This window comes from Bradyrhizobium sp. 62B (genome assembly GCF_030272265.2).
GTDB lineage: Bacteria > Pseudomonadota > Alphaproteobacteria > Rhizobiales > Xanthobacteraceae > Bradyrhizobium.
Genome location: NZ_CP092841.2, coordinates 6,413,746 through 6,437,116 on the forward strand (window position 1 = coordinate 6,413,746; position 23,371 = coordinate 6,437,116).

23 protein-coding genes are annotated in these 23,371 nt (G+C 64.0%); 8 read left to right on the forward strand and 15 right to left on the reverse strand.

From position 1 onward, the window contains the following. Window positions 1-53 precede the first annotated feature (53 nt). Window positions 54-821 carry a serine acetyltransferase gene (locus tag ML401_RS30755; protein ID WP_285807924.1) on the reverse strand — a complete coding sequence of 256 codons (768 nt, stop codon included), beginning with the start codon at window positions 819-821 and terminating at the stop codon, window positions 54-56. Between the two features lie 320 nt (window positions 822-1,141). On the opposite strand from ML401_RS30755, the gene ML401_RS30760 reads away from it, so the two are divergent. Then, window positions 1,142-2,302: an acyl-CoA desaturase gene (locus ML401_RS30760; protein ID WP_285807925.1), complete on the forward strand. Its 1,161-nt coding sequence runs from the start codon at window positions 1,142-1,144 to the stop codon at window positions 2,300-2,302. An 88-nt stretch (window positions 2,303-2,390) separates the two neighbouring features. On the opposite strand, the gene ML401_RS30765 is transcribed toward ML401_RS30760, so the two are convergent. The 7 genes from ML401_RS30765 to ML401_RS30795 form a co-directional block, all read right to left on the reverse strand. Continuing rightward, window positions 2,391-3,092: a peptidoglycan-binding protein gene (locus tag ML401_RS30765; protein ID WP_285807926.1), complete on the reverse strand. Its 702-nt coding sequence runs from the start codon at window positions 3,090-3,092 to the stop codon at window positions 2,391-2,393. Between the two features lie 105 nt (window positions 3,093-3,197). After that, window positions 3,198-4,091, reverse strand: a complete 894-nt coding sequence (locus ML401_RS30770; RefSeq protein ID WP_285807927.1) for a peptidoglycan-binding protein — start codon at window positions 4,089-4,091, stop codon at window positions 3,198-3,200. Between the two features lie 352 nt (window positions 4,092-4,443). Next, a complete protein-coding gene (locus tag ML401_RS30775; protein ID WP_194404347.1) occupies window positions 4,444-4,929 on the reverse strand; it encodes a DUF2852 domain-containing protein in 486 nt (161 codons plus the stop codon). 118 nt (window positions 4,930-5,047) lie between these two features. After that, on the reverse strand, window positions 5,048-5,800 hold the full coding sequence (locus ML401_RS30780; RefSeq protein ID WP_259216395.1) for a TetR/AcrR family transcriptional regulator: 753 nt from the start codon (window positions 5,798-5,800) through the stop codon (window positions 5,048-5,050). Between the two features lie 127 nt (window positions 5,801-5,927). Beyond that, complete coding sequence (locus ML401_RS30785) at window positions 5,928-6,293, reverse strand: YciI family protein (protein ID WP_211415955.1); 366 nt, start codon at window positions 6,291-6,293, stop codon at window positions 5,928-5,930. 54 nt (window positions 6,294-6,347) lie between these two features. Then, a complete protein-coding gene (locus tag ML401_RS30790; protein ID WP_212067415.1) occupies window positions 6,348-6,752 on the reverse strand; it encodes a YciI family protein in 405 nt (134 codons plus the stop codon). A 109-nt stretch (window positions 6,753-6,861) separates the two neighbouring features. Next, window positions 6,862-7,227, reverse strand: a complete 366-nt coding sequence (locus ML401_RS30795) for a nuclear transport factor 2 family protein (RefSeq protein WP_259216394.1) — start codon at window positions 7,225-7,227, stop codon at window positions 6,862-6,864. Between the two features lie 313 nt (window positions 7,228-7,540). Between ML401_RS30795 and ML401_RS30800 the strand changes: the two genes are divergently transcribed. The 4 genes from ML401_RS30800 (at window position 7,541) to ML401_RS30815 (ending at window position 11,641) form a co-directional block, all read left to right on the forward strand. After that, complete coding sequence (locus ML401_RS30800) at window positions 7,541-9,205, forward strand: PAS domain-containing methyl-accepting chemotaxis protein (RefSeq protein ID WP_259216393.1); 1,665 nt, start codon at window positions 7,541-7,543, stop codon at window positions 9,203-9,205. A 189-nt stretch (window positions 9,206-9,394) separates the two neighbouring features. Beyond that, window positions 9,395-10,183 (forward strand): SDR family NAD(P)-dependent oxidoreductase, encoded by a 789-nt coding sequence (locus ML401_RS30805; RefSeq protein WP_211415953.1) that lies wholly within the window; start codon window positions 9,395-9,397, stop codon window positions 10,181-10,183. A gap of 113 nt (window positions 10,184-10,296) precedes the next feature. Beyond that, on the forward strand, window positions 10,297-10,731 hold the full coding sequence (locus tag ML401_RS30810; RefSeq protein ID WP_212067419.1) for a hypothetical protein: 435 nt from the start codon (window positions 10,297-10,299) through the stop codon (window positions 10,729-10,731). 538 nt (window positions 10,732-11,269) lie between these two features. After that, window positions 11,270-11,641 (forward strand): hypothetical protein, encoded by a 372-nt coding sequence (locus tag ML401_RS30815; protein ID WP_285807928.1) that lies wholly within the window; start codon window positions 11,270-11,272, stop codon window positions 11,639-11,641. Window positions 11,642-11,757: 116 nt separating this feature from the next. On the opposite strand, the gene ML401_RS30820 is transcribed toward ML401_RS30815, so the two are convergent. The 4 genes from ML401_RS30820 to ML401_RS30835 form a co-directional block, all read right to left on the reverse strand. After that, complete coding sequence (locus ML401_RS30820) at window positions 11,758-12,171, reverse strand: VOC family protein (RefSeq protein WP_211415950.1); 414 nt, start codon at window positions 12,169-12,171, stop codon at window positions 11,758-11,760. A 30-nt stretch (window positions 12,172-12,201) separates the two neighbouring features. Continuing rightward, the gene (locus ML401_RS30825) at window positions 12,202-12,741 is read right to left on the reverse strand and encodes an SRPBCC family protein (protein WP_285807929.1); all 540 of its coding nucleotides are present in this window, start codon (window positions 12,739-12,741) and stop codon (window positions 12,202-12,204) included. Window positions 12,742-12,926: 185 nt separating this feature from the next. Beyond that, window positions 12,927-14,213: an RNA polymerase sigma factor gene (locus tag ML401_RS30830; protein ID WP_212067421.1), complete on the reverse strand. Its 1,287-nt coding sequence runs from the start codon at window positions 14,211-14,213 to the stop codon at window positions 12,927-12,929. Beyond that, window positions 14,210-14,578, reverse strand: a complete 369-nt coding sequence (locus tag ML401_RS30835; protein ID WP_194404359.1) for a YciI family protein — start codon at window positions 14,576-14,578, stop codon at window positions 14,210-14,212. The genes ML401_RS30830 and ML401_RS30835 overlap by 4 nt, the downstream gene beginning before the upstream one ends. A gap of 141 nt (window positions 14,579-14,719) precedes the next feature. On the opposite strand from ML401_RS30835, the gene ML401_RS30840 reads away from it, so the two are divergent. Both ML401_RS30840 and ML401_RS30845 read left to right on the forward strand, forming a co-directional pair. Continuing rightward, on the forward strand, window positions 14,720-15,685 hold the full coding sequence (locus tag ML401_RS30840) for a glyoxylate/hydroxypyruvate reductase A (RefSeq protein WP_285807930.1): 966 nt from the start codon (window positions 14,720-14,722) through the stop codon (window positions 15,683-15,685). A 168-nt stretch (window positions 15,686-15,853) separates the two neighbouring features. After that, the gene (locus tag ML401_RS30845) at window positions 15,854-17,821 is read left to right on the forward strand and encodes a methyl-accepting chemotaxis protein (RefSeq protein WP_285807931.1); all 1,968 of its coding nucleotides are present in this window, start codon (window positions 15,854-15,856) and stop codon (window positions 17,819-17,821) included. A 173-nt stretch (window positions 17,822-17,994) separates the two neighbouring features. Here ML401_RS30845 and ML401_RS30850 read toward each other — a convergent pair whose 3' ends face one another. Then, window positions 17,995-18,639, reverse strand: a complete 645-nt coding sequence (locus tag ML401_RS30850; RefSeq protein WP_285807932.1) for a TetR/AcrR family transcriptional regulator — start codon at window positions 18,637-18,639, stop codon at window positions 17,995-17,997. Window positions 18,640-18,742: 103 nt separating this feature from the next. Between ML401_RS30850 and ML401_RS30855 the strand changes: the two genes are divergently transcribed. Next, window positions 18,743-19,387 carry a glutathione binding-like protein gene (locus ML401_RS30855; protein ID WP_211415944.1) on the forward strand — a complete coding sequence of 215 codons (645 nt, stop codon included), beginning with the start codon at window positions 18,743-18,745 and terminating at the stop codon, window positions 19,385-19,387. Window positions 19,388-19,503: 116 nt separating this feature from the next. Here ML401_RS30855 and ML401_RS30860 read toward each other — a convergent pair whose 3' ends face one another. Together ML401_RS30860 and ML401_RS30865 are read right to left on the reverse strand one after the other, a co-directional pair. Continuing rightward, a complete protein-coding gene (locus tag ML401_RS30860) occupies window positions 19,504-21,654 on the reverse strand; it encodes a methyl-accepting chemotaxis protein (RefSeq protein ID WP_285807933.1) in 2,151 nt (716 codons plus the stop codon). Window positions 21,655-22,060: 406 nt separating this feature from the next. Beyond that, window positions 22,061-23,365, reverse strand: coding sequence for a TRAP transporter large permease (locus ML401_RS30865; RefSeq protein ID WP_285807934.1), 1,305 nt, complete (start codon window positions 23,363-23,365; stop codon window positions 22,061-22,063). Window positions 23,366-23,371 lie beyond the last annotated feature (6 nt).

Here is a 23,371-nt window from a genome sequence, read left to right on the forward strand (position 1 = left end):
GGCGCACGTTTTCAGACGGGCACCGGGACCGCGACGTCGCCATTGGAGGCGTGTCAGGCCGCCGAGGCGGGCTCGGGGCAGTTGGTCAATCGCGCGGGATTTCCGACCGCGGTGCAGCCGCCGGGAACATCGGAGATCACGACCGTATCGGCGCCGATCCTGGCGAAGTCACCGATCCGGATATCGCCCAGAATGGTCGCGCCGGCGCCGATGAAGACATGGCGGCCGATGCGCGGCGAGCGCGGCGGCAGCTCGTGGCTGCGGCCGATGCTGACATTCTGCAGGATCGTGACCTCGTCGCCGATCACGACATCGGCGCCGATCACGATGCCCGTGGCGTGATCGAGATAGACGGACGAGCCGATGCTGGCGGCCGGATGAATGCTGACCTGCAGGACGTTCGACGCCTCGTTCTGAAACAAGAGCGCGGCATCGCGCTGGTCATGGCGCCAGAGCCAGTTCGAGACGCGCCAGGCCTGCAACGCGACATAGCCCTTGAAATGCAGCAGCGGCGCCAACAGACCGCTGATGGCGGGATCGCTGCGCACGATGGCCTGCAAGTCGCGGCCCGCAGCTTCGATCAGTTCCGGCGAGGCGTGAAACGCGTTGCGGGCAAACGCTGCGAAGCGCGCCTGCTCGGCGAGGTTGCCGCCAAGCCTGCGCCCGATCAGATCGGCGAGAGCCGCGGCAAGACTCTCATGCACGAGGACGGTCTCGGCCAGCGACTTGCCGAAGACGGGATCGGATGCAAGCGCACGCTGCGCCTCGTCGCGAATCTTCTGCCAGAGGCGATCTTTCGTCGCGGTCACAGCTGGCGTCATCGCCGCCTCCGGTGCTTGGGTACTTGCTTCACATCTCGAAATATAGGCCGTAGGCAGCCCGCTCGCCACGCCGCGAGCACGGCGCGCGACCCGAGCACCATGCCGCAGCTCCCCGTGAGGCTACGAGCTTGCATGCCAGGCATCCACGCCCATATAGTCCGTCGAATGTCCGGCCGACGCTGCTTTGGCCGGGACTGCCCACGTCAAGCAGCTGGTTCAACCCCGCGGTGGTCCGCCATCCGCGGGTTTTTCGTACCCGGCGGCTCGCAACGCTGCCGACACGAATCCCGGATCCCCGTTACCTGAGGTCACGCCAAGACATGTCGCCTAACGCGCCCGCCGACGACCACCACGACGACGTCATGTACCCCTCCGCCATACCGTTCGTGCTGGTTCATCTCGGCTGCTTTGCCGCCATCTGGACTGGCGTCACCTGGCAAGCCCTGGCGATCTGCGTTTCACTGTATGTCGTGCGCATGTTTGCCATCGGGGCAGGCTACCACCGCTATTTCTCGCATAAGGCTTTTGCCACCGGCCGGGTGTTTCAGTTCATTCTGGCCTGCCTTGCGCAGAGCACTGCCCAGAAGAGCGTGTTGTGGTGGGCCGCCAAGCATCGCCACCATCATCTGCATTCCGACACCGAGCTGGACGTGCATTCGCCGCGTCAACGCGGCTTCCTGTACAGCCATGTCGGCTGGATCTTCTATCGCGAACACGATGCGACCGACCTCGTGAAGGTCGGCGATCTCACGGCCTATCCGGAGCTGTTGTGGCTGCATCGGCTGGAGCTGCTGCCGGCCTTCGTGCTTGCAGGACTCTGCTTCCTGGTTGGGGGATGGTCGGGCCTGGTGGTCGGCTTCCTGTGGAGCACGGTGCTGGTCTATCACGCGACCTTCTGCATCAATTCGCTCGCCCACGTTCACGGACGCAAGCGCTATGTGACCGGCGATGATTCCCGCAACAACTGGCTGCTTGCGCTCCTCACCATGGGCGAGGGCTGGCACAACAATCATCACGCCTACCAGAGCAGCGTGCGACAGGGCTTTCGCTGGTGGGAGATCGACGTCACCTATTACGTCCTGACAATGCTGTCGTGGTTCGGAATCGTCTGGGACATGAAGGCACCGCCCGAACAGGTGCTACGCAACGAGCAGCCGCTCGGCGCCCGGGTGATCAATCGCGCCGCCCGCGAGCTGGCCGGACGGTTCGATGCACAGGCTCTCGCGCACGCGATCTCGTCGGCGCTGCACCGGGCCGACCTCGCCCAGCAATTGCCGACGCTGCACGACATCCTCAATCGCGCGCATGACGGGGTGGACGCGCTGACCCACCTGCATCTGCCGAAGATACCGACCCGCGAAGAGTTTCTCACGGAGGCCAAGGCGATCTTCGCGCGGACGCGATCGCTCAACGAGATCGTTGATCACGCCTACGAGCACTTCCTGGCTTCGGTTCGGTCGCAGCTCGTGACGGTGCGCTGAAGCTTTTCTCAGGTGAAGCAGCTCGGAGCCGGTGCTGCTGCCGGCGCGTGCGTCGTACGCGCCGGCAACTGAAAGAACTGCGCCAACCCTAGAGCTCGACCTTCAACCGCTTTGCCGTCTGAGGCCCGACCTGGCCGTCGACGACGAGTCCCTTGGTCGCCTGAAACGCCGCGACCGCCGCCACCGTCAGGTCGTTATATTCACCGCCGATCGGCCCCGGATTGAACCCCAGCTCCTTCAGGGCGCGCTGAATATCGCGAACCACGGACGCCTTCATGCCCGGGCGCCCGAGCGCATAGAGCTGGGTCGGCTCGGCCACATCGAGATCTTCACCGGCCTCCCCGTATGTGAAGTTTGGGAGAAAGACGCCCGTATCCCAATTCCGGCCCGACACCTTGCCGCGACGGACGCCATAGGCCGAGCCCATCGCCTCCACGGTGCCTCCCTCGCCGTCACATACGACGATGTGTCCCATCATGCCGGGCCCGGGCGGGTAGCGAAGCAGAATGCCTCCGACCGTTGCAGCTGCCTTCTGCCACGGAACACGCTTTCCGAGTCTCTGTGAATCGCTCTTCCAGGCGCCGGTATAGGCCTCGACCGTTGCGGGATTGCCGTTGTCGTCGACGCAGCCGTACAGAAATCCGCCGACCTGATACACCAGCCAGGACATGAACTCCGCACAGTCCCATGGACCGTGCCAGTTCTTGTTGTTCTTCGGCACGCAGACGTTGACGTATTTCTCGCCGATGCGGGACTCGGCCAGCTTCAGCATCTTTTCGCCGTCGGTCATGCTATTTCCCTTCTGCGTGATCAATTCGCTAAAGTTCGGCCCTCAATATCGAGACATCCATCTGCGAAGCTCTGGCGAAGCTCGCACGTCAAAGGCGACGAGCGCTCAAGCGCGCTCTGAAGCAGTCCTCGCGTTCAAGCGGAGCTTCAGCGCCGCCAGCGTGACCATGCCGGCATTTCCATCGACCGGTATCTTGGCCTGGCGTTGAAACCACGTGACGGCCTTCTCGGTGGCAGGACCATATCGTCCGTCCACGACAAGCGCCGGGTCGGCGCCAAGATCGTTCAGGGCCTCCTGAAGCTCGCGCGTTTCATCCGAAGTAGCCGCGGCTTTCCAGGCCACCTGGTTGGCGCCGCTCTTGCCGATTGCGCTCCACACGGTTTCGAACAGCTCCGTACGACCGCTGAGGCCGTTGTAGCCGCCGTTGATGATGCGCGTGATCGTGCGGATATCGTTCTGATCCGCGTAGGCGTTCAGTCCTCCCTCGTTCCATTCGTGAAGCGCGGGAAGGAGAGATGCTTCGGGTGCGACGATCAGGTCCGGATCATTGTAGAAATCCACGCCTGCAAGTTTGCCCATGCGCAGATAGTTGGCGCCGCCCGTCGTCTGCATCAGGCCGCCGCCGCGATATTTGTACCCGTCTCCGGGCTTGGTGTTGCCGAGCTCCTTCGCCTTCTTTGGATTCCCCAGCCCGTAGACGCGCTCGGCCAGAGCGCGATCATTGTTGAGATATTGATCGACCTCGTCGGAGCGGATGGCCGCGGTGTGATTGCCGACGCCGAAAATCTCGAGGAGGCGCGCTGCCGTCTTGTATTTGAGGTTCTCGAACAGGACCGTACCGCGGCCCGTCTCGTAGAGCGCCTGGGCGAGGAAGTGCGAGATGCGCAGGGGTGTGTTGATCTTGAAGCGGTCGAAGATGTCGTCGCCGTCTTCAAAGGCCTTGAGATAATTGGGATAGCAGCGAGGGGCCACTTTCCGAACGATCGATACGATCCGCACGAAAATACTCCCGAAATATTCAGCCAAATATCATCGCATGAAACGCCCCGAGGTTACGCGTGGCACCCTCTGGTTGCAAGAGCTGATTCAATTTCGGGGCGAGCCGGATCGCCGCAGTCGGCGGCATGAGAGGTGGTTGCCCGGCCAATAACTACGGTTGCTGTCGCGCGCAACTACAACCCGCCGTCCGGATGTCGTCCGAACTCCGCCCCTCCTCTTCGCGCGCGGAGAATCGAAAGCAGATCCTCAAAACCAAACCGCCCGCCTGCGGGTTGCGCAGACGGGCGGCTCGGGGCCATCAGGACTTTGGGGGCATGCGCCTGAAGGCTTTGAGAGATGTCAGGCTTGAAGGTCAGCCCTGCTGCTGATCGGTCGGCGGCGGGGTCGGACGCGTCTTGTGCTGCGCCATGAACTGGTCGAACTCTTCCTTGTCCTTGGCGTGACGCAGACGATCGAGGAAGTTCCTGAACTCGACCTGCTCCTCTTCGAGGCGCTGCAGCGTCTCAGAGCGGTATTCGTCGAAGGCGCGGTTGCCGGAGGACGGCGGGCCGAAGCCAAAACCGAAACCGCGGCGCTCCATGCGGCCGCGCATGCGGTCCATCTTGTACTGCATCTTTTCCATCTTGTTCTGCCAGCGATCCTGGTGGCTCCAGCACGACATTCTTCTGCTCCCGAGTGTGAAAAAGAGAAGGGCAAGTCCGATCGGCCACCAGATGATGAAGCCGAGGATGGTCACGGCGATCCAGCCGGGATGCCAGGGCGTATCGAGCATATGGGGGCGCTCGTAGTTTTGGTCCGAAGGGCCGCGCCAGCGATTGACATCAGCGGTGTAGGCCATTTCCTTCTCCATGACGGCATCAGCCGTTGTGAATGTAAATAACATTTACATAGCTAGACCATCCCGCGATTTTGTCAAGCTGGCTGCAAGACACGCCCGCGTGATGATCTGCGTAATTTTATTTCGGCTTGCCCCACGGACCGCCTGGCGAGCCGCCGGGCGGCACGCCTGAACCGGAGGACGCCTCCGGTGGCACCGGCGGCGGCTCGGCGCTCTTGGCTGGCGGACGGCGATCGGTCGGGAAGCCGAGACCGCGCAGATAGATCAACACCTCGGCTTCGAGCAACTCGTCCGGCGACATCGGCAGTTTTCGTCGCGCGGCGTCGCCACGGGAGAACAGCGAGGCGACGCCGTGCGCCATCGACCAGATGTGCAGGGCCATCATCATCGCCGGCGGTCGGGGCATGCCGGGCGGCGCCAGCGCTGCGAGCCGCTCGGCCGCGGCGCGAATGATGTTGAAAGCGCGCTCGCTCGCGGCCTGCAGCGCCGGATTGGCATCGACCGGCAGACCGGACTCGAACATCGCGTTGTAGAAGGCGGGCTCCTCACGGGCGAAAGCAAGATAGGCCCTGCCGACGCGCTCGAATGCGGTGACCGTGTCGGGCCGCCCGTCGTCCCAGGCCGCGGTCAGGCGCGCCTCGAACTGCTCGAAACCGCGCTGGGCGATCGAGGACAACAGCTCGTCGCGGTCTCGGAAATGCCGATAGGGCGCCGCGGCGCTGACGCCGGCCATGCGCGCGGCATCGGCGAAGGTGAAGCCGGCCGCCCCCTTCTCGGCGATCAGCCCGAGAGCGGCCTGCAGAAGTGCTTCCTTCAGATTGCCGTGATGATAGCCGCGCTCGGCGCGGCGCTGCTCCTTGCGCCAGCTCATGTGAACGACTTTTACATGAGCCGGCGGTGAAGGTCACTAGCGGGAATCGGGGGTGATTAACCCCGTGCTTCCACGGCGATGCCGGGCCGGAGGGACGACATCGCCCGGAATTGGGCCTCGTCCGCAGCTACATCTGCGGAATCGGCAGCACGGGCATGACTTCGATCGCCTCGCCCGGGAAGATCGCAAAATGCGGATGGTTCTCGAACAGTTTTGCGGCTTCCTCCTGCGAGGCGGCGCGTACCACCGTGAAGCCGGTCAGCGCATTGCTGATCTCGGAGATGCCGCGGCCGTCGATCCTGCGGGTCTTGCCGAGCGGGCCGCCCAGCTCGACGATGACATCCTTGTGCTTCTCGACCCAGCCGTGCCAGGCGGCCATGCCCTCGCGCTCCTTTGCCTTACGCTCCGCCTCGGGCATCGCATGCCAGGCCTTCATCTTCTCGCCACTCATGCTGCCGAGGTAAATGGCGAGGAATCTGTGTTCGGTGCTCATCGGTCTCTCCCTTGTTGATATCGACGGCCGCGATCTCGTCGCGGCCAATGCGGGCTATGTCTTCAGGTCGCCAAAACCGGCGGCAGCGGCCTGCACGTCAGGCGGAAAGTCGGCCATCTCCTGCACCTGCCGGATCTCGATGATTTCGTTCGGCGATGCCGGACACCGCTTGGCCCAGGCAATCGCCTCGGCCCGCGAGGCCACCTCGATCATCCAATACCCGCCGAGGACTTCCTTGGCCTCGGCGAACGGGCCGTCGGTGACAATGGGCTCGCCGGTCGCAAACGACACCCGTGCGCCCATCGACGGCGGATGCAGACCGTCGAGCGTGATCAACACGCCGGCGTCCTTCAGCGCCTCATTGTAACGCATCATCGCCGCGACCCGCTCGGGATCGAGCTGCACGTCCGGCGGCGCGGTCTCGTAACCGAGCGGGATCATCAGCATCATGAATCGCATGGAGTTCCTCGTTGTTCGTCCTGCCGGGCTCGCGCCCGGGTCGCGCTCGCCTTCAAGACGAACGGAACCCTACGGAACCGACACGAGAGTGAAATTATTTCGAGGAGCCTCAGCGCGGCTGCGGCAGGAACCGACCGTCCTTTCTGGCAGCGCCGAAATAGACCTCAATGCGCCGGACCTTGCCGGCTGCGAAGGTGAAGAACTCCGTGTTGCGAAAACTCCGGCCATCCGTCGCAAAGCAGAGATAAGTGACGAAGGCCTCCTCGCCCCGGACGAAGATGCGCTCGATGTCATGGCGCGCGATCCAGCCGCTGTCGCCCCAGCAGCGCTCGAAATAGGTCGCCTTGTCGAGATCGCTGTCAAACGGGCTGGTGAAGCGGAAATCGTCGGCCAACGCGTCGGCAACCCGCGGCCGGTCGTTGGCGAGATAGGCGGCGAAGAGGTCTCGGATCAGGCGTTCATTGTCGTCGGGCATCAATCGTCTCCGCAGACAAACATCCTATAAGGACGGTTCACGCCTGAGCCTGCCGACACCGCCGGCCGTGCGCGGTTACACGACGCGAAAAATATTTCGCCTGGGCCTCCGTAAAAGTGCGGGTCCGAGTTATGAACTCCGCCGTGCATACAGATCAAAAACACCCGTTAGTTGAAGGAGTTGGACCGGCGCACATCGAATTGCGGAACCGGCGGAGGATTGAGCATGGTTTACAGATGATCAAGAAGAGCCTGCAACTTTCAGTTCGGGATAACGGTATTGCCGATTCGTTTCTGAGCATTGCGGAGCCAACGTGTTTAATTTCCAGAGCAAGAAGATCAGACATGCGATCGCGGAGGTCGAGGCACTCGACCGGTCACAGGCGGTGATCGAATTCGGTCTCGACGGCACCATCCTCGATGCCAATGAGAACCTGCTCAAGATGAGCGGCTACACGCTGGCCGAGATCAAGGGCAAGCATCACAGCATCTTCGTCAGCCCGATCGAGCGCGACAGCGCGCGCTACCGCGACTTCTGGGCCAGCCTGAACCGCGGCGAATTCCAGACCACGCAATACAAGCGTTTCGGCAAGGGCGGCAAGGAGGTCTGGATCCACGCCTCCTATGCGCCGCTGCGCGACGAGAACGGCAAGGTCATCAGCTTCATCAAGTTCGCCACCGACATCACGGCGTACAAGATCAAGACCATGGAGGATTCCGGCAAGATCGCCGCGATCAATCGCGCCCAGGCCGTGATCGAGTTCAACATGGACGGCACCATCGTCACCGCCAACGAGAATTTCCTTGCCGCGATGGGCTACTCGCTCGACGAGATCAAGGGCAAGCATCACAGCATGTTCGTGACGCCCGAGGACCGCGCGAGTGCGGCCTATGCCGCGTTCTGGGCCAAGCTGAACCGCGGCGAGTTCGAGGCGGCCGAATACAAGCGGCTGGGCAAGGGCGGCAAGGAGATCTGGATCATCGCCACCTACAATCCGATCCTCGACGAAGCCGGCAAGCCGTTCAAGGTTGTGAAGTTCGCGACCGACGTCACCGCGCAGAAGATGAAGGCGGCCGACAATGACGGCCAGCTCGCCGCAATTCAGAAATCGCAAGCGGTGATCGAGTTCAACATGGACGGCACGATCCGCACCGCCAACGAGAACTTCCTGAAGGCGATGGGCTATGCGCTGGCCGAGATCAAGGGCCAGCACCACGCGATGTTCGTCGAGCCAAACGAGAAGAACTCGGCCGCCTACCGCCAGTTCTGGGAGACGCTCAACCGCGGCGAATACCAGGCCGCCGAATACAAGCGGATCGCAAAGGGCGGCCGCGAGATCTGGATCCAGGCATCATACAATCCGATCTTGGACCTCAACGGCAAGCCCTACAAGGTGGTGAAATACGCCACCGACATCACCGCGCAGGCGATCGGCCGCAAGAAGGCCGACAATGCCCGCGGACTGATCGAGGCGGTTGCCGCCGGCAGCGAGCAGATGAGCGCCTCGATCCGCGAAATCTCCGAGACCATGGCGAAGTCGCGGGAGACCTCCAAGGTCGCGACCACGAGGGTCGAATCGGCGGATAACCAGGCGCAGAAACTGGCCACGGCCGCCCACGCCATGAGCGGCATTGTTGACATGATTTCGGGCATCACCAGCCAGATCAACCTGCTCGCACTCAACGCCACGATCGAATCGGCGCGAGCGGGCGAAGCCGGGCGAGGCTTTGCAGTGGTCGCTTCCGAGGTGAAGAACCTCGCCGGCCAGGCCAAGCGCGCGACCGACACGATCACCTCCGAGATCGACGCGTTGAACACCATCTCCGGCGACGTCGCGAGCTCGCTCAGCGCGATCAAGGTTGCGATCGCCGGCGTCAACGAGTTCATCGCCTCCACCGCCGCCGCGGTCGAGGAGCAGAGCATCGTGACCTCCGACATGTCGGCCAACATGCAGCGCGCCTCGGCAGAGCTGTCATAGGGCGTCGTCTCCGCTGTTTTTAGTCCTGTCCTCCTTCGGGGGCCTCTGAAAAAGTGGCCACCGCAGGGGGACGGTTCAAGCGTGAGCGCGCCGCTCCAGCGCCATAAGCTCTTCCTCATCGATACCGAAGCACAGTAAAAGGAGCGGCTGCTCACGCGCGCCCGTATTTCGACACAGGACAAATCGCCCATGCCCGCCTCCCCGCAAAAAGTCGCCCTCGTCACCGGAGCCGCGCGCGGCATCGGACTTGCGACCGCGAAGAAGTTCCTGGCCGAGGGCTGGCGTGTGGCGCTGCTCGACATCGAGGGCGAGTTGCTCGGCCGGGCGGTCGCCGGGATCGACCAAAACGAGGTGACGCTGGCGCTGACCTGCGACGTCTCCGACGCAGCTGCCGTGAGCGATGCGATGACGACGATCGAGCGGCGGTTCGGCCGGTTGGATGCGCTGGTCAACAATGCCGGCATTGCCGTGTTCGCACCGCTGATGGAGACATCCGAGACCGATTGGCGCCGCGTGCTCGAGGTCAATCTCACCGGCCCCTTCCTCTGCACCAAGGCGGCCGTGCCCTTGATGCGCGAGGGCCATGGCGGCGCCATCGTCAACATCACCTCGATCTCGGCGGTGCGCGCCTCGACGCTGCGCTCGGCCTACGGCACCAGCAAGGCCGGACTCGCACACCTGACCAAGCAGCTCGCGGTCGAGCTCGCCTCTCTCAACATCCGCGTCAACGCGGTCGCGCCGGGGCCGGTCGACACCGCGATGGCCAAGCAGGTGCACACCAAGGAGATCCGCGCGGACTATCACGACGCCATCCCGCTCAACCGTTACGGCCTGGAGGAGGAACTCGCGGAAGCGATCTACTTCCTGTGCTCGGCAAATGCGAGCTACATCACCGGCCAAATTTTGGCCGTTGATGGCGGCTTCGATGCGGCCGGGATCGGCCTGCCGACGCTGCGCGGTCAAAGACGGAACGGGTAGGTACGAAAATTGTAAGGTAGGTAACGGCGCGTGAGCGCCGTATCCACCACGTGACATTGGTGGACACGGCGCGCTTTGCCCACCCTTACGAAACCGAGCTTGTGGAGTGCTCCATGCGACGCGCTTTCGTCAAAGCCCTGATGCTCGCATCGGCACTTCTTGCGATTTCGCCGGCCGCCGCCGAAATCCGCATCATCCAATCTCCGGGCGGACAGGTCGGACCGTTCCTCGATTTGTTCGAGAAGGTACGCGAGAGCGGCGAGCGCGTCGTGATCGACGGTCCCTGCCTGTCTGCCTGCACGCTGGTGCTGAGCATCGTGCCGGAGGAACGCATCTGTGTCACCAAGCGCGCCGTGCTGGGCTTCCACGCAGCACGTTCGGTGGACCGGCGCGGGCGCTTTTATGCCGAGCCGGAAGCATCGGTCGCTGTGCTTGCCGCCTATCCCGGCCCGGTCCGCGACTGGATCAGCCGCCGCGGTGGCCTCACCTCGCGGCTGCTTCTGCTCAAGGGGCGTGATCTCGCCGCGATCTATCCGCGCTGCCGCTGACGAATGTGGCAACCGCGCCGCATGTGACGTGAACGAGTTATGTGAACCGCGTCACACCAATGGCATTTGGCTTGGCTGGCGCGAGGCCATACGGCAGGTTCCCTGTGCTCGCACCGAATGTGCGCACCGGGTCTGCTACGCCATCACGCTTGGCTGCCTTCAATAAAGAGTCTGGATCACCGGCCCCAGCTTCATGCTGACGCAGATAAGCATCCCCCACAGGGCAAAATTGATCTGTAGCGCCGCCGCCATCGGTCGCTCCCCTTCCACAAGTGACGTCCACCCCAGCTTTTTAGATTTTATGAGTCACCAATAGCGATTCTGACGTGCTCATCACAGCCCAATATTGCGTCAATTGTTGTGCGATGCAGTCCGCGCGGTTTCACGAAGCGGCCTCACTGCTCCCGCAAAGTGATGCGACTCGTTGAGTTCATTCCGCGGCCATGCCGGCCAACTCGTTTGCCTTAAGTTCCATTTCACCGACGCGATGCGAGTTCCCTGTGCGGAGCGTGCGCATTGCGCGAACTTTGGGTCCGGCATGCTGCGACACGGCTTCATCTTGCTCACCTTCTGCACAGCGCTGCTCGGATGTGCAGTCGCATCGGCGCAGGAGCGTCGTCCGATCGCGTGGGATGGCCTTGGCCAAGACCCCAATAAGAGCGCCGCCAACAAGAGCCGCCCTCATAACGCGAAGCGGCAAGCAGCGAGTCCCGCGCCTGCGGCGAGCGATCCAAATCAGGAACGGGAACGCGTGCTCGGCACCTTGCGGCCCTACTCCGAGGCGTGGTGGGCGGTCCACGACGAGATCGAAGCGGAGAACGACAGGCAACTCGGCACCAAGCTCGTCATCTGCCCTCGCTGCGTGCAGCCCTCGCCGCAAGGCGAGGAGGTGACCGGATCAATCCGGTAAAAGGGAATCGGCCGATCGGCGCGTGACGGAACGACGCTTGCGCCCTGTGACGGCTCCCTGTGTCCCCTCTCCCGCAGCATTTGGAGAGAGGGGATTTCCAACTCAACCCATGCGCGTCACATGCCTTCCGCCGGACAGTTCACCATCCAGGGAATGCCGAACTTGTCGACGCACATGCCGAAGCCCTTCGCCCAGAAGGTCTTGCTGAACGGCATGGTGACGCTGCCACCGTCGGCGAGCGCGTTGAACTTGCGCTCGCCATCGGCGGGATCCTTGACCGTGAGCGAAATCGAGAAGCCCTGCGGCTTGTGAAAATGCTCCGGCGGAGCGTCGGAGGCCATCAGCACGCTGCCGTCGGGCAGCGACATCCGCGCATGCATGATCGTCTTCTCGCGGCCGGGCGCGGCGGGCATATCCGGCGGCGCCTCCGAGGCACGCATCATCGCATCGATCTTGCCGCCGAGAACCTTGGCGTAGAAGTTGAACGCGGCTTCGCAATTATCCTGATAGAACAGATAGGCGTTGAGCATCGTTTCTCTCCTCTTCGTTTGCAGTGAGGTTTATTGTTTCTCGGCCAGCTTCTTGAGGCTGACGAGACCGGCCTCGAAATCCTTGCCGATCATGCTGTCCATGTTGATGAACACCTGCATGATCTTGGACATGAACGGAGCCGGACCGTACATCGCCCATGTGACCAGAGTGGCATCGCCTTGCGGCACAAAGGTGAACTCGGCGGTGTTGTGACCTTCGAAAGGCCGCTCGAAATCGAGCTTGATGCGAAGCTTGGACGGCCCGTTCGCCTCGAGGATCTCCATGCGGCCGGCGCCGACATTGTTGTTGCCGTCCCAGGCATAGGTCGCGCCCTTGCCTTCCTCAGGGCCACCGAAGCTGCGCTTCATGGCGGGATCGCGGTTCTCGTAGGGGGACCAGCCGGTCCAGCGGTGGAAATCGGCAACCTGCGGGTAGATCGCACCGGCCGGCGCCTTCACCGCGAGGCTGCGCTCGACCCGGAAGGTGTCGGGTTTCGTCAATGCGAAGACGAGGACGCCCGCGATTCCGACCGCGAGCACGATGGCGATGATGGCAATGGCTTTCAGCATGGATGGCTCCGTGGATACGGGCAAAGGACGAAGCGGGAGGGCTGGAGCCGACAATTGATGGAATGTTTTTTGATCGTCATTTCGGAACGGTCCGAAGGACCAGTCTCCGGTGCGCAATTACGCCCCTGAGAATCTCGAGATTCCGGGTCCGATGCTTCGCATCGCCTTGGAATGACGAGGCGCCCCTATTTCGCCTTCGCAGTTTCCTTTGCCTTCGGCTGGCTGTCCCGGATCAGGCGATCGAGATGCATGCGGATATGGGCGGCTTCCGCGGATGTGTTGGCGAGGGCAATGGCGCGGTCGAAGGCGATGCGGGCTTCGTCGTTGCGGCCGAGCTGCATCAGGAAGGCGCCGCGTACGCCGTAGAAATGGAAGTAATTGGCGAGCTTGGGCGCCAGCGGCTCGATCAAATCGAGCGCGGCTTGCGGCCCCCGCACCTTGGAGACCGCGACCGCGCGATTGAGCGTCACCACCGGCGAGGGCTGCACGACCTCGAGCGCGCCGTAGAGCAGGTCGATCTGCGCCCAATCGGTCTCTTCCGGTGCCGCCGCGCGGGCATGCAGCGCGGCGATCGCAGCCTGGATCTGGTACGGCCCGCTGCGGCGATGGCGCATCGCCTTGTCGATCAAGGCAAGCCCCTCCGCGATCATGGTCCCGTTCCACAGCGAACGGTCCTGATCGTCCAGCAGGATCAGCGAGCCGTCCGCGGCAAAGCGCGCGGCGCTGCGTGCATGCTGCAGCAAGATGAGCGCGGTGAGCCCCATGATCTCCGGCTCGCTCGGAAACAGCCGCAGCAGCAGCCGTGCCAGCCGGATCGCCTCCTCGCAGAGCGGCTTGCGGATCTCGGCGGTGTCGCCGCTCGCCGAATAGCCCTCGTTGAAGATCAGATAGATCATCGCCGCGACACCGGCGAGCCTCTCGGAGCGCTCGACCGCGCCGGGCGCTTCGAACGGCGTCCCCGCCTCGGCGACCTTCGCCTTGGCACGGGTGATACGCTGCTCCATCGCCGCGTCCGAGACCAGGAAGGCACGCGCGATCTGCTTCACGGTCAGGCCCGAGACGATGCGCAGCGCCAGCGCGATCTGCTGCGTCGCCGGCAATTGCGGATGGCAGCAGATGAACATCAGCCGCAGGATGTCGTCGCGGTAGTGCGAGCCGTCGAGCCGCTCGGCGAGCGCCCCCTCGGCGTCGTCGAGATCGGAGATTGCCTGGTCGTCCTCAGGGAGCGGCTGCTGCCTGCGCGTGCGCCGCACCTCGTCGATGGCGACGTTGCGGCCGACCATGATCAGCCAGGCGGCCGGATCGCGCGGCGGCCCATTCTGCGGCCAGGTCTTCAACGCGCGCAGGCACGCGTTCTGGAAGGCCTCCTCGGCCGTGTCGAGGTCGCGGAAATAGCGCAGCAGCGCGCCGACCGCCTGGGGGCGCGCCGAGGTCAGCGCAGTCTCGATCCAGGCGGTGTCGGCTTCGCTCACGTCGAAAGTCCTCCCGGCCTGAACACGCCCACGGGGCGCACCTCATAGGCGCCGCCGGGATTGACGGCGCCGAGATCGCGGGCGACGTCGAGGGCCTCGTCGAGATTCTTGCAATCGACGATGTAGAAGCCGAGCAACTGCTCCTTGGTCTCGGCATAGGGGCCGTCGAGCACCAGCGGCGGGTCTTCCTTGCGCAAGGTCGCCGCCGCCGTGGTCGGCAACAGCCGCGCCACCGGGCCGAGCCGGCCTTGTTGGGTGAGCTTCTCCTGCACCACGGCGAGCTTCTTCATCACGGCTTCGTCCTGCTCCTTGCTCCAGGAGCCGACGAAGTCCTCATCGTGATAGCAAAGGATGGCATAAAGCATAGGCGGCACTTTCCTCGTCTGTTCTAAAGACGCGCCAATATGCCCCGCTCCGACAGGACTGCGGAAAAAAATTGCAGGAAAAATCAGGCAGATCGTGCCAAGGAGGGCCTTCTCCAGCGGAACTTTGACGAGGCACTTCGCATGACCATGGGCACCCTGGCCGTCCTGATCAACAGCACGCAGCAGAACTGGTCGCCGGAGCGCTGGAAGGCCCGGTTCGACGCCGTCTGCGGCGACCGTCGCGTGGTGCTGCTGCCGGATGCCGGGCTCGACCCGGCCGAGGTGCACTATGCCGCGGTGTGGAAGCCGGTGCCGGGCGCTCTCGGCGCGTTTCCCAATCTGCGGGCCATCTTCAATCTGGGCGCCGGCGTCGATGCGCTGATGGCGGACAAGAGCCTGCCTGGCGTGCCGCTGGTCCGCGTCGCCGTGCCAGATCTCACCAACCGCATGACCGAATATGTCGTGCTGCACGTGCTGATGCACCACCGCCAAGAGCCCTATTTGCGGGCTTCGCAGCGCGCGAAGCGCTGGGAGCCGAGATATCAATGGCCCGCGAGCGCCGTGACGGTCGGCATCATGGGGCTGGGAACGCTGGGGTCCGATGCCGCCGACGTGCTGCGGCGGCTCGGCTTCCGTGTCGCCGGCTGGAGCCGCAGCCCCCGCACGATCGACGGCGTCGAATGCTTCCATGGCACCACGGGCATGGATGCGTTCCTGCGCAAGACCGACATCCTGGTCTGCCTGCTGCCGCTGACGCCGGAGACGCACGGCATCCTCAACCGCAACGTCTTCGCAAAGCTCAACCACAACAGCCCGCTCGGCGCACCTGTGCTGATCAATGCCGGCCGCGGCGGCCTGCAGAATGAGGCCGACATCCTGGCCTGCCTCGACGACGGCACGCTGGGCGCCGCCTCGCTCGACGTCTTCGTGCAGGAGCCGCAGCCGCAGGACAGCCGGTTCTGGACCCACCCCAAGGTGGTGCTGACACCGCACAACGCAGCCGACACCGATGCGGACGCGATCTCGGCCTATGTCGCCGAGCAGATCGCACGGTTCGAGGCTGGCGGCGCGCTGGACAACGTGGTGGACCGGACGCGGGGGTATTAGGCTTTAGCTGGCCGGAAGAGGCACGCGCGCCTCATGCCAGGTGGGTCAGACAGCCCTGCCCCGACGATCTCTCCCCACAACCACTGCGCTCCGGCGGTATCCCGTTCATCCTCTCTTAGCGAGAACTTGATATGCGTCCTTAACCAACGGTCAACGAACGAGTCGGATATGCGCGCGAGCCTCGGTCTCAGGATGCGGATCACGGTTGCCCTCGCGGTGACGGCGGCGGCGACGGCACTGTTTGCCGTGCTCGGGGCGATGTGGATCATCGCCGGGATCATCGACCGCGCCGACCAGCGCGAGCTGCGCAGCCATTACGATGCCCTGCTGTCGCGGATCGCGGAAGAGTCGCACCGCGCGGCCGCCATGAGCACGGTCGTGGCCGCGATGCCGGCGACGCAGGATGCGATGGCCAAGCAGGACCGCAGCGCCCTGACGGCCCTGTTCGGGCCGGTCTTTGCCGCGACAAAATCGGAATACGGTGTCGAGCAGTTCCAGTTCCATACGGCGCCGGCGACCTCGTTCCTGCGCGTGCACCAGCCCGCGAAATTCGGCGACGACCTCTCCGGCTTCCGCAAGACCGTTCTGGTCGCCAACCAGGAGCACAAGGTCGTCGTCGGCCTCGAAGGCGGCGTCGCCGGGCTCGGCATCCGCGGCGTGGTGCCGATCGCGCAAGGGGGCAAGCAACTGGGCACGGTCGAATTCGGCCTGACCTTCGGCCAGTCCTTCCTCGACGATTTCAAGGCGAACCGCCACGTCGACATCGCCTTCCATCTGGCCGACGGCTCGGCCTTCAAGCTGTTCGGCGGCACGCTGAAGGGCAAGAGCTTCTTCGACGCGGCTGATTACGGCCGCGCCACCGCCGGCGACTTCACCGTGAGACAGGCCAAGCTCGACAACATTCCGGTCGCCGCGCTGCTCGGACCGATCAAGGATTTCTCCGGAAAGCCGCTCGGCGCCGTCGAGCTGGTGATGGACAATGCCGATTACGTGGCCTCGGCCGACCGCGCCTGGCTGCTTGCCTTCGGCATCGCCGCGCTCGGCCTCGTGCTGGCCGCGATCGTCGGCTATCTCATTGCCCGCAGCATCTCGCGTCCGATCCTCGCCATCACATCCGTCATGCGCGAGCTTGCGGACGGGCGCATCGACGTCCCCGTTCCCGCCAGCAAGGCGAATGACGAGGTCGGTGCGATGGTGAAGGCGGTCACGGTGTTCCGCGACAATGCCGTGAGATTCAACGAGCTCCAGGCCGAGCAGCTGGAAGCCAAGGCGAAGTCGGAGGCGGAGAAGCGGCGCGCCTTCGCCGCGCTTGCCGACAATTTCGAGGCCAGCATCCGCGACGTCGTCACCACGGTGTCCTCGGCCGCGGTCGAGATGGAGCATACGGCCCGCTCGATGTCGGCCATCGTCGAGCAGTCGAGGCAGCAGACGCGCGCGGTGTCGTCGGCCTCGACACTGGCCTCGGAGAACGTGCAGACCGTCGCCGCAGCGGCGGAGGAACTGTCCTCGTCGATGACCGAGATCAGCCGCCGCCTCGCCCACGCGACCGAGGTCGTCGGCAAGGCCGCCAACGACGGACGGCAGTCGAATGCACGCGTGCAGAGCCTGGCGGAAGCCGCACAGAAGATCGGCGACGTCGTCTCCTTCATCAACGGCATCGCCGGCCAGACCAACCTGCTCGCGCTGAACGCGACCATCGAAGCGGCGCGTGCGGGCGAAGCCGGCCGCGGCTTTGCCGTGGTCGCTTCCGAGGTCAAGGCGCTGGCGACGCAGACGGCGAAGGCGACCGAGGAGATCGGCGCACAGGTCACGGCCGTGCAGGGCGAGACGTCAGGCGCGGTCGACGGCATCCAGTCGATCTGCGCGACGATCCAGCAGGTCGACGAAATCTCCGCCGCGATTGCGGCTGCCGTCGGCCAGCAGGGCACGGCGACACAGGAGATCGCACAGAACGTCCAACAGGCCGCCGCCCGCACCGGCGAGGTCTCGCAAAACATCGCGGGCGTCACCGACGGCATCGCCGCCACCGGCACGGCGGCGGAGGAAGTGCTGGGTTCGGCGATCGAGCTGTCGAAACAGTCGCAGCGGCTGCGCGACGAGGTGGATCGCTTCCTCGGGCAGATCCGCGCGGCGTAGGGGACGAAACCAACGCGGCGACTTCAGTGTCGTCCCCGCGAACGCGGGGACCCATAACCACAGGGAGAAGTTGCGGCGCAAGGTGGCGACTCCGAGTCCTCGCCCAATGACTGCTGCGGCGTATGGGTCCCGGATCTGCGCTCCGCTTCGCTGCGCTTGTCCGGGACGACAGCCTACTCCTTGGCTCCCACCATCACGTCGATCGCGCCCTTGACGATTGCTTCCAGCTCGTTGCGGGGAACGCGGGCGCGCGAGCGGATGGCGATGGTGTGGACGGTGGCTGATGCGATCTGGGCCAGCACGGCTGGATCGGCGCTCTCCGGCAACTCGCCCTTCTCCTTGGCGCGGCGGAAGCAGTTCGCAAAGGCCTTGTCGAGTTCGGTGAGCCCGTCGAGCACCATGGCGCGGATCTCGGGATCACCAACGGCTTCCGACGCCGCGGTCACCACCGTGAAGCAGCCGCGCGGACCGGTCTCGCCGGACAGATAGATGCTCAGCGCCGAGGCGAAGATGCGCTCCAGCCGCTGGCGCACCGGCATCTCCTCGCGAAAGATGGCAGCCATGGAGGCCCGCGCTTCCTCGCGGTAGCGCTGATAGCTCTTGATGTAGAGCTCGCGCTTGTCCCCGAAGGCGCCATAGAGGCTCGGGCGGTTCATGCCGGTGGCCTCGCTGAGGTCGTCGAGCGAGGTCGCGGCAAAGCCCTGCCTGCGAAACAGGTCGAGCGCCTTGCCGAGCGCGACCTCCGGCTCGTAAGCGCGCGGCCGACCGCGGCGCTTGGGCTCACTGGCAACAGCTGGCGGCTTCGGTTTTTGTACCATTTCGCAAAATAATCCTTGACCGACCCTATATTATGCAAGACAGTACAAAAATCAATCTGGCCAGGTTGAGCGAAACCTCAAGAATTGCCCAAGGAGGCTACAGATGGATCTCTATTTCTCGCCGCTCGCCTGTTCCATGGCGACCCGCGTCGCGCTGTATGAAGCCGGCGCCCGGGCGAATTATCTCGAGGTCGACCCGGCGACCAAGAAAGTGCTGAGCGACGGCTCCGACTTCCGCGCCGTCAATCCGCTTGGACTGGTGCCGACGCTGCGCACCGACGAGGGCGTGGTCCTGACGGAGAATGCGGCGATCCTGCAATACGTCGCCGACCGCTTCCCGCAATCCGGGATCGGCGCCGCAGAGGGCATCGACCGCACGCGCCTGCACCAATGGCTGTGCTTCATCGGCACCGAGCTGCACAAGGGCCTGTTCATTCCCGTGCTCGATCGCAAGGCGCCGCAGGAAACCAAGGCCTATGCGCTGGAGAAGAACCTGTCGCGGCTCGACTATCTCGACAACTACCTGAAGGGGCGCGACTTCCTGCTCGATCATTTCAGCGTGGCGGACGCCTATCTCGTCACCGTCATCAACTGGACCATGGCGACGCCGCCGATCGAGCTTGCGAAATGGCCGAACGTGAAGGCCTATTACGAGCGCCTGCGCCAGCGGCCTTCGGTGGCAAAAGCGATTGCGGAAGAGTTCGAGCTGTACAAGGCCGAGCTCGCGCGCAAGAAGGCGGCGGCATAGGCCGGACTGAACGCTGCGCTGTCGTTCAAGTCGTTGTCCCCACGAGGGGACAACGACTTGCTGCAGGTCCGAGATGGTCCGCAGGCAAGCCGCAGGCACACTCCCTCGAAATTCGCTCAGGCCGCCCTGACACCATCAAGGAAGCGACCGACCTCCGTCCGCAACCGCTCGCTGTCGCTTGAAAGCGCTTGCGCCGCATTGAGAACCTGGGACGAGGCCGAGCCGGTTTCGGTCGCGCCACGCTGGACGTCCGTGATGTTCGACGAGACCTCGTGGGTGCCTTGAGCGGCCTGCTGCACGTTGCGTGCGATCTCCTGGGTCGCCGCGCCCTGCTCCTCGACAGCCGCCGCAATGGTCGACGAGATCTCCGACAAGGACTTGATCGTGCTTCCGATCATCTTGATGGCGTTGACCGAGTCCTGGGTCGCGCCCTGAATGCCGGAAATCTGCTGGGAGATCTCGCCGGTGGCCTTGGCGGTCTGCTCGGCCAGGGCCTTCACCTCGGAGGCGACGACGGCAAAGCCGCGGCCGGCTTCGCCGGCCCGCGCAGCCTCGATCGTTGCGTTCAATGCGAGCAGATTGGTCTGACCCGCGATCGTGGTGATGAGCTCGACCACGTCGCCGATCCGCGCCGCAGCCTTGGACAGCTCACCGACCTTCTGATCGGTGATGCGCGCCTGCTCGACCGCCTCATTGGCCATTCGCGCGGATTCCTGGACCTGCCGGCCGATCTCGTTGACGGAGGATGACAACTCCTCCGTCGCGCTCGCGACGGACTGCACGTTGGTCGAGGCTTCTTCGGAAGCCGCCGCAACCATCGTCGCGAGCTTCTCTCCGCGCTCCGCGGTCGAGGTCAGCGTGTTCGCCGAGGCCTCCAGCTCCGTCGAGGCCGACGAGACGGTTTCGATGATCTCGCCCACCGCGCTCTCGAAACTGCCGGCGAGCTTGATCATCTCCAGCTTGCGCTGGGTCGCTGACCTCTTCTCGGTCGCCTTCAGCTCGTCGCGGTCGAATCGAACGATGGCCTGTAGCGTCTGCAGGTTTCGCAAGGCAACGCCGAGCTCGTCGTCTCTTTCGACAACGATGCGGTTGTCGAGCTTGCCCTGATTGATGCTGAGCATCGCATCGTTCAGGCGCTGAAGCGGGCGGACGATGGCACGGATGGTTTGCCGGCTCACGAGCCCGCCGATGGCGATGCTCGTCACCAGGAGGGCAAGCGCCGCGCCGACCAGCCAGCCATATTCGTGTTCGGCCGCGTCGTATTCGGCCTTGGCTTCCTTGACCTGGATCGCCACGAGCTTGTCGAGATCGGCTTTCGCCGCCTCGTACAGCTCGCGCGCCTGCCCGGCCAGCACGGCGGCGAGCTCGTCGTACTTTCGCTCGGCAGCGAGCGACAGCGCCGGCTTCAGCCCTTGCTCGACATATTTCACGCGCTTGGGCGTGAAGCTGTCGGCAACACCTTTTTCTTCCGGCGTCAGGTAGGTCGCCATGTAGTCGGCCCAGGCCTTCCCAACCTTCTCCAAATTGGCGTTCACCTTGGCTGTGATTCCTTCGACCGGCTTTCCGGCGCGTCCATTGGCGGCCGCCTCGAACAGCAGCACCGTGTTGTCTCTCATCCGGTCATTGATTTCGAAGAGCTGTGCCAGCGGCACCGCGCGGTCCTCGTAAATCGATTGCAGCCGCGAATTGCTTTGGCGTGTCCCCTGCAAGCCCATGACGCCGATCACGAGCAGGAACAGCGAGAGGATGGCGACAAGCGTCACCAGGCGCGCATTCAGCGTGCCCGGGAAGATGGCCAACCGATCGCTGAACGAACGTCTGCGGAGCATGCCGGCGTCCAGCCTATAGTCGTGCGGCTTGTTCTCCCGGATCTTCGCATACACCTGCTCGGCTTCGGCGCGCTGGTCGGCAGGCAGCTTGGTGCGGATGGAGCTGTATCCGACGATCTGTCCGTTCTCTCGAATGGGAGACGCCGTCGCCAGCACCCAATAGAAGTCGCCGTTCTTGCGCCGGTTCTTGACGGCACCCGACCAGGGCTTTCCTTGCTGGAGCGTGGCCCACAGATTTTCGAAGGCCGCTGGCGGCATATCCGGATGGCGGATGATGTTGTGAGGCTGCCCCATCAACTCCGCCTCGGCAAACCCGGAGGCCTCGACGAACTGATCGTTGAAGTAGGTCAGTTTCCCTTTCGTATCGGTGCGCGAGACGATGAGGGCTTCGTCGGTAATGGGATATTCGGTGGTCGTGACCGGAAGATTGGTCCGCATGGGAGCCTCCAACGTGGCATTCGCAAAAATCGAACCTGTGAACTTCAGGTAAGCGCCGAAAGGATTTAATTTGCCTAAAGACCGAGCAGCGATCCGAACAATGAAATCATTTTGTCGCACGGTTTTCGGCAAAAGCGCATCTCATACGGGAGACCGTAGAACCACGGCAACCGCAGGATGGTCGAGATGATCCTGCAGTGTCACATGCATTCGCGATCGCGCGTTGCAACTCTGATCGCATGAACATTGCAGCCGCTTCTCGTTCGCAGCTAGCCGCACGGCACGCGCGGTAAAATCGTGACGATGCCGTGCCGCGGCGTCAGCAACAAGACGAAGCGTAGCTACGGCGCGTCACTCGTGTCCCGGACGCGCTGCAGCGTTCTTACGCTGCTGCTCCAGGAGCGAATTACCCGTACAGCATCCGCGGCAGGATCGTGACGATGCCCGGCCACAGCGTCAGCAGCAGCACGAAGCCGACCATGATCATCAGATAGGGCATCGTGACGCGCGCGATGTAGCCGAGGCCGTCGTCCGTCAGGCCCTGGATCACGAACAGGTTGAAGCCGACCGGCGGGGTGATCTGCGCCATCTCGACGGCGAGCACCAGGAAGACGCCGAACCAGATCTCGTCGAAGCCCGCACCCTTCACGATGGGCAGCACGATCGGCAGCGTCATCACGATCATCGAGAAGCCGTCGAGGAAGCAGCCGAGGACGAGGTAGAAGATGACCAGCACGACGATCAGCATGAAGGGCGACAGGCCGAGCCCCTTGACGAAGGCGGCGACCGCTTGGGGAATTCCGAGGAAGGCCGCGGCGTTGCCGAGGATCGAGGCCCCGAGCACGATCAGCGCGATCATCGAGCAGGTGACGACCGAGCCGATCAAGACGTCGCGCATCACCTGCTGCGACATCGCGCCCTGCGCCCAGGCCACCAGCGCCGCGCCGAGCACGCCGACGGCGGCGGCTTCCGAGGGCGTTGCGAGCCCGCCATACATAGAGCCGAGCACGCAGGCGATCAGGAACAGCGCGGGCGCGAGATCCTTCAGCGCGGCGAAGCGCTCACCCCACGGCACCTCCGAGAGCTTTGCTTCCGTCTCCGGCACCATCGCGGGCTTGAGGCTGGTGTGCAGCATTACCCAGGCCATGAAGGTGGCAGCGAGCAGGAAGCCCGGCAGCACACCGGCCGTGAACAGCTTGAGAATCGAGACGTCGCCGAGCACGCCGTAGATGATCATGATGTTGGACGGCGGAATCAGGAAACCCAGGGTGCCCGCGCCGGCGAGCGAGCCGATCGCGATGTCGCGGGAATAGCCGCGGCGCAACAGCTCGTTGAGCGACATGCGGCCGATCACCTGCGTGGTCGCGGCCGACGAGCCCGAGATCGCCGCGAAGATGGTGCAGCCGATCACGTTGACATGCAGAAGACGGCCCGGCAGCAGCCCGGCCCAGGGCGCCAGCCCCTGGAACAGCGAGCGCGACAGGCGGGTGCGGAACAAGAGCTCACCCATCAGGATGAACAGCGGCAGCGCCAGCAGCTCCTGCGTGGTCAGGATGTTCCAGGCGTATTGCGGCAGCAGCTTGTCGAGCGGGATCGACCGGAACATCGCGAGCAGCAGCGTCGCGGTGAGCGCAAGCGTCAGGCCGATCCACACGCCGCAGGCCAGCAGCGCAAACAGGATCGCGAACAGGGCAACGACTTCGATGGTCATGCGATC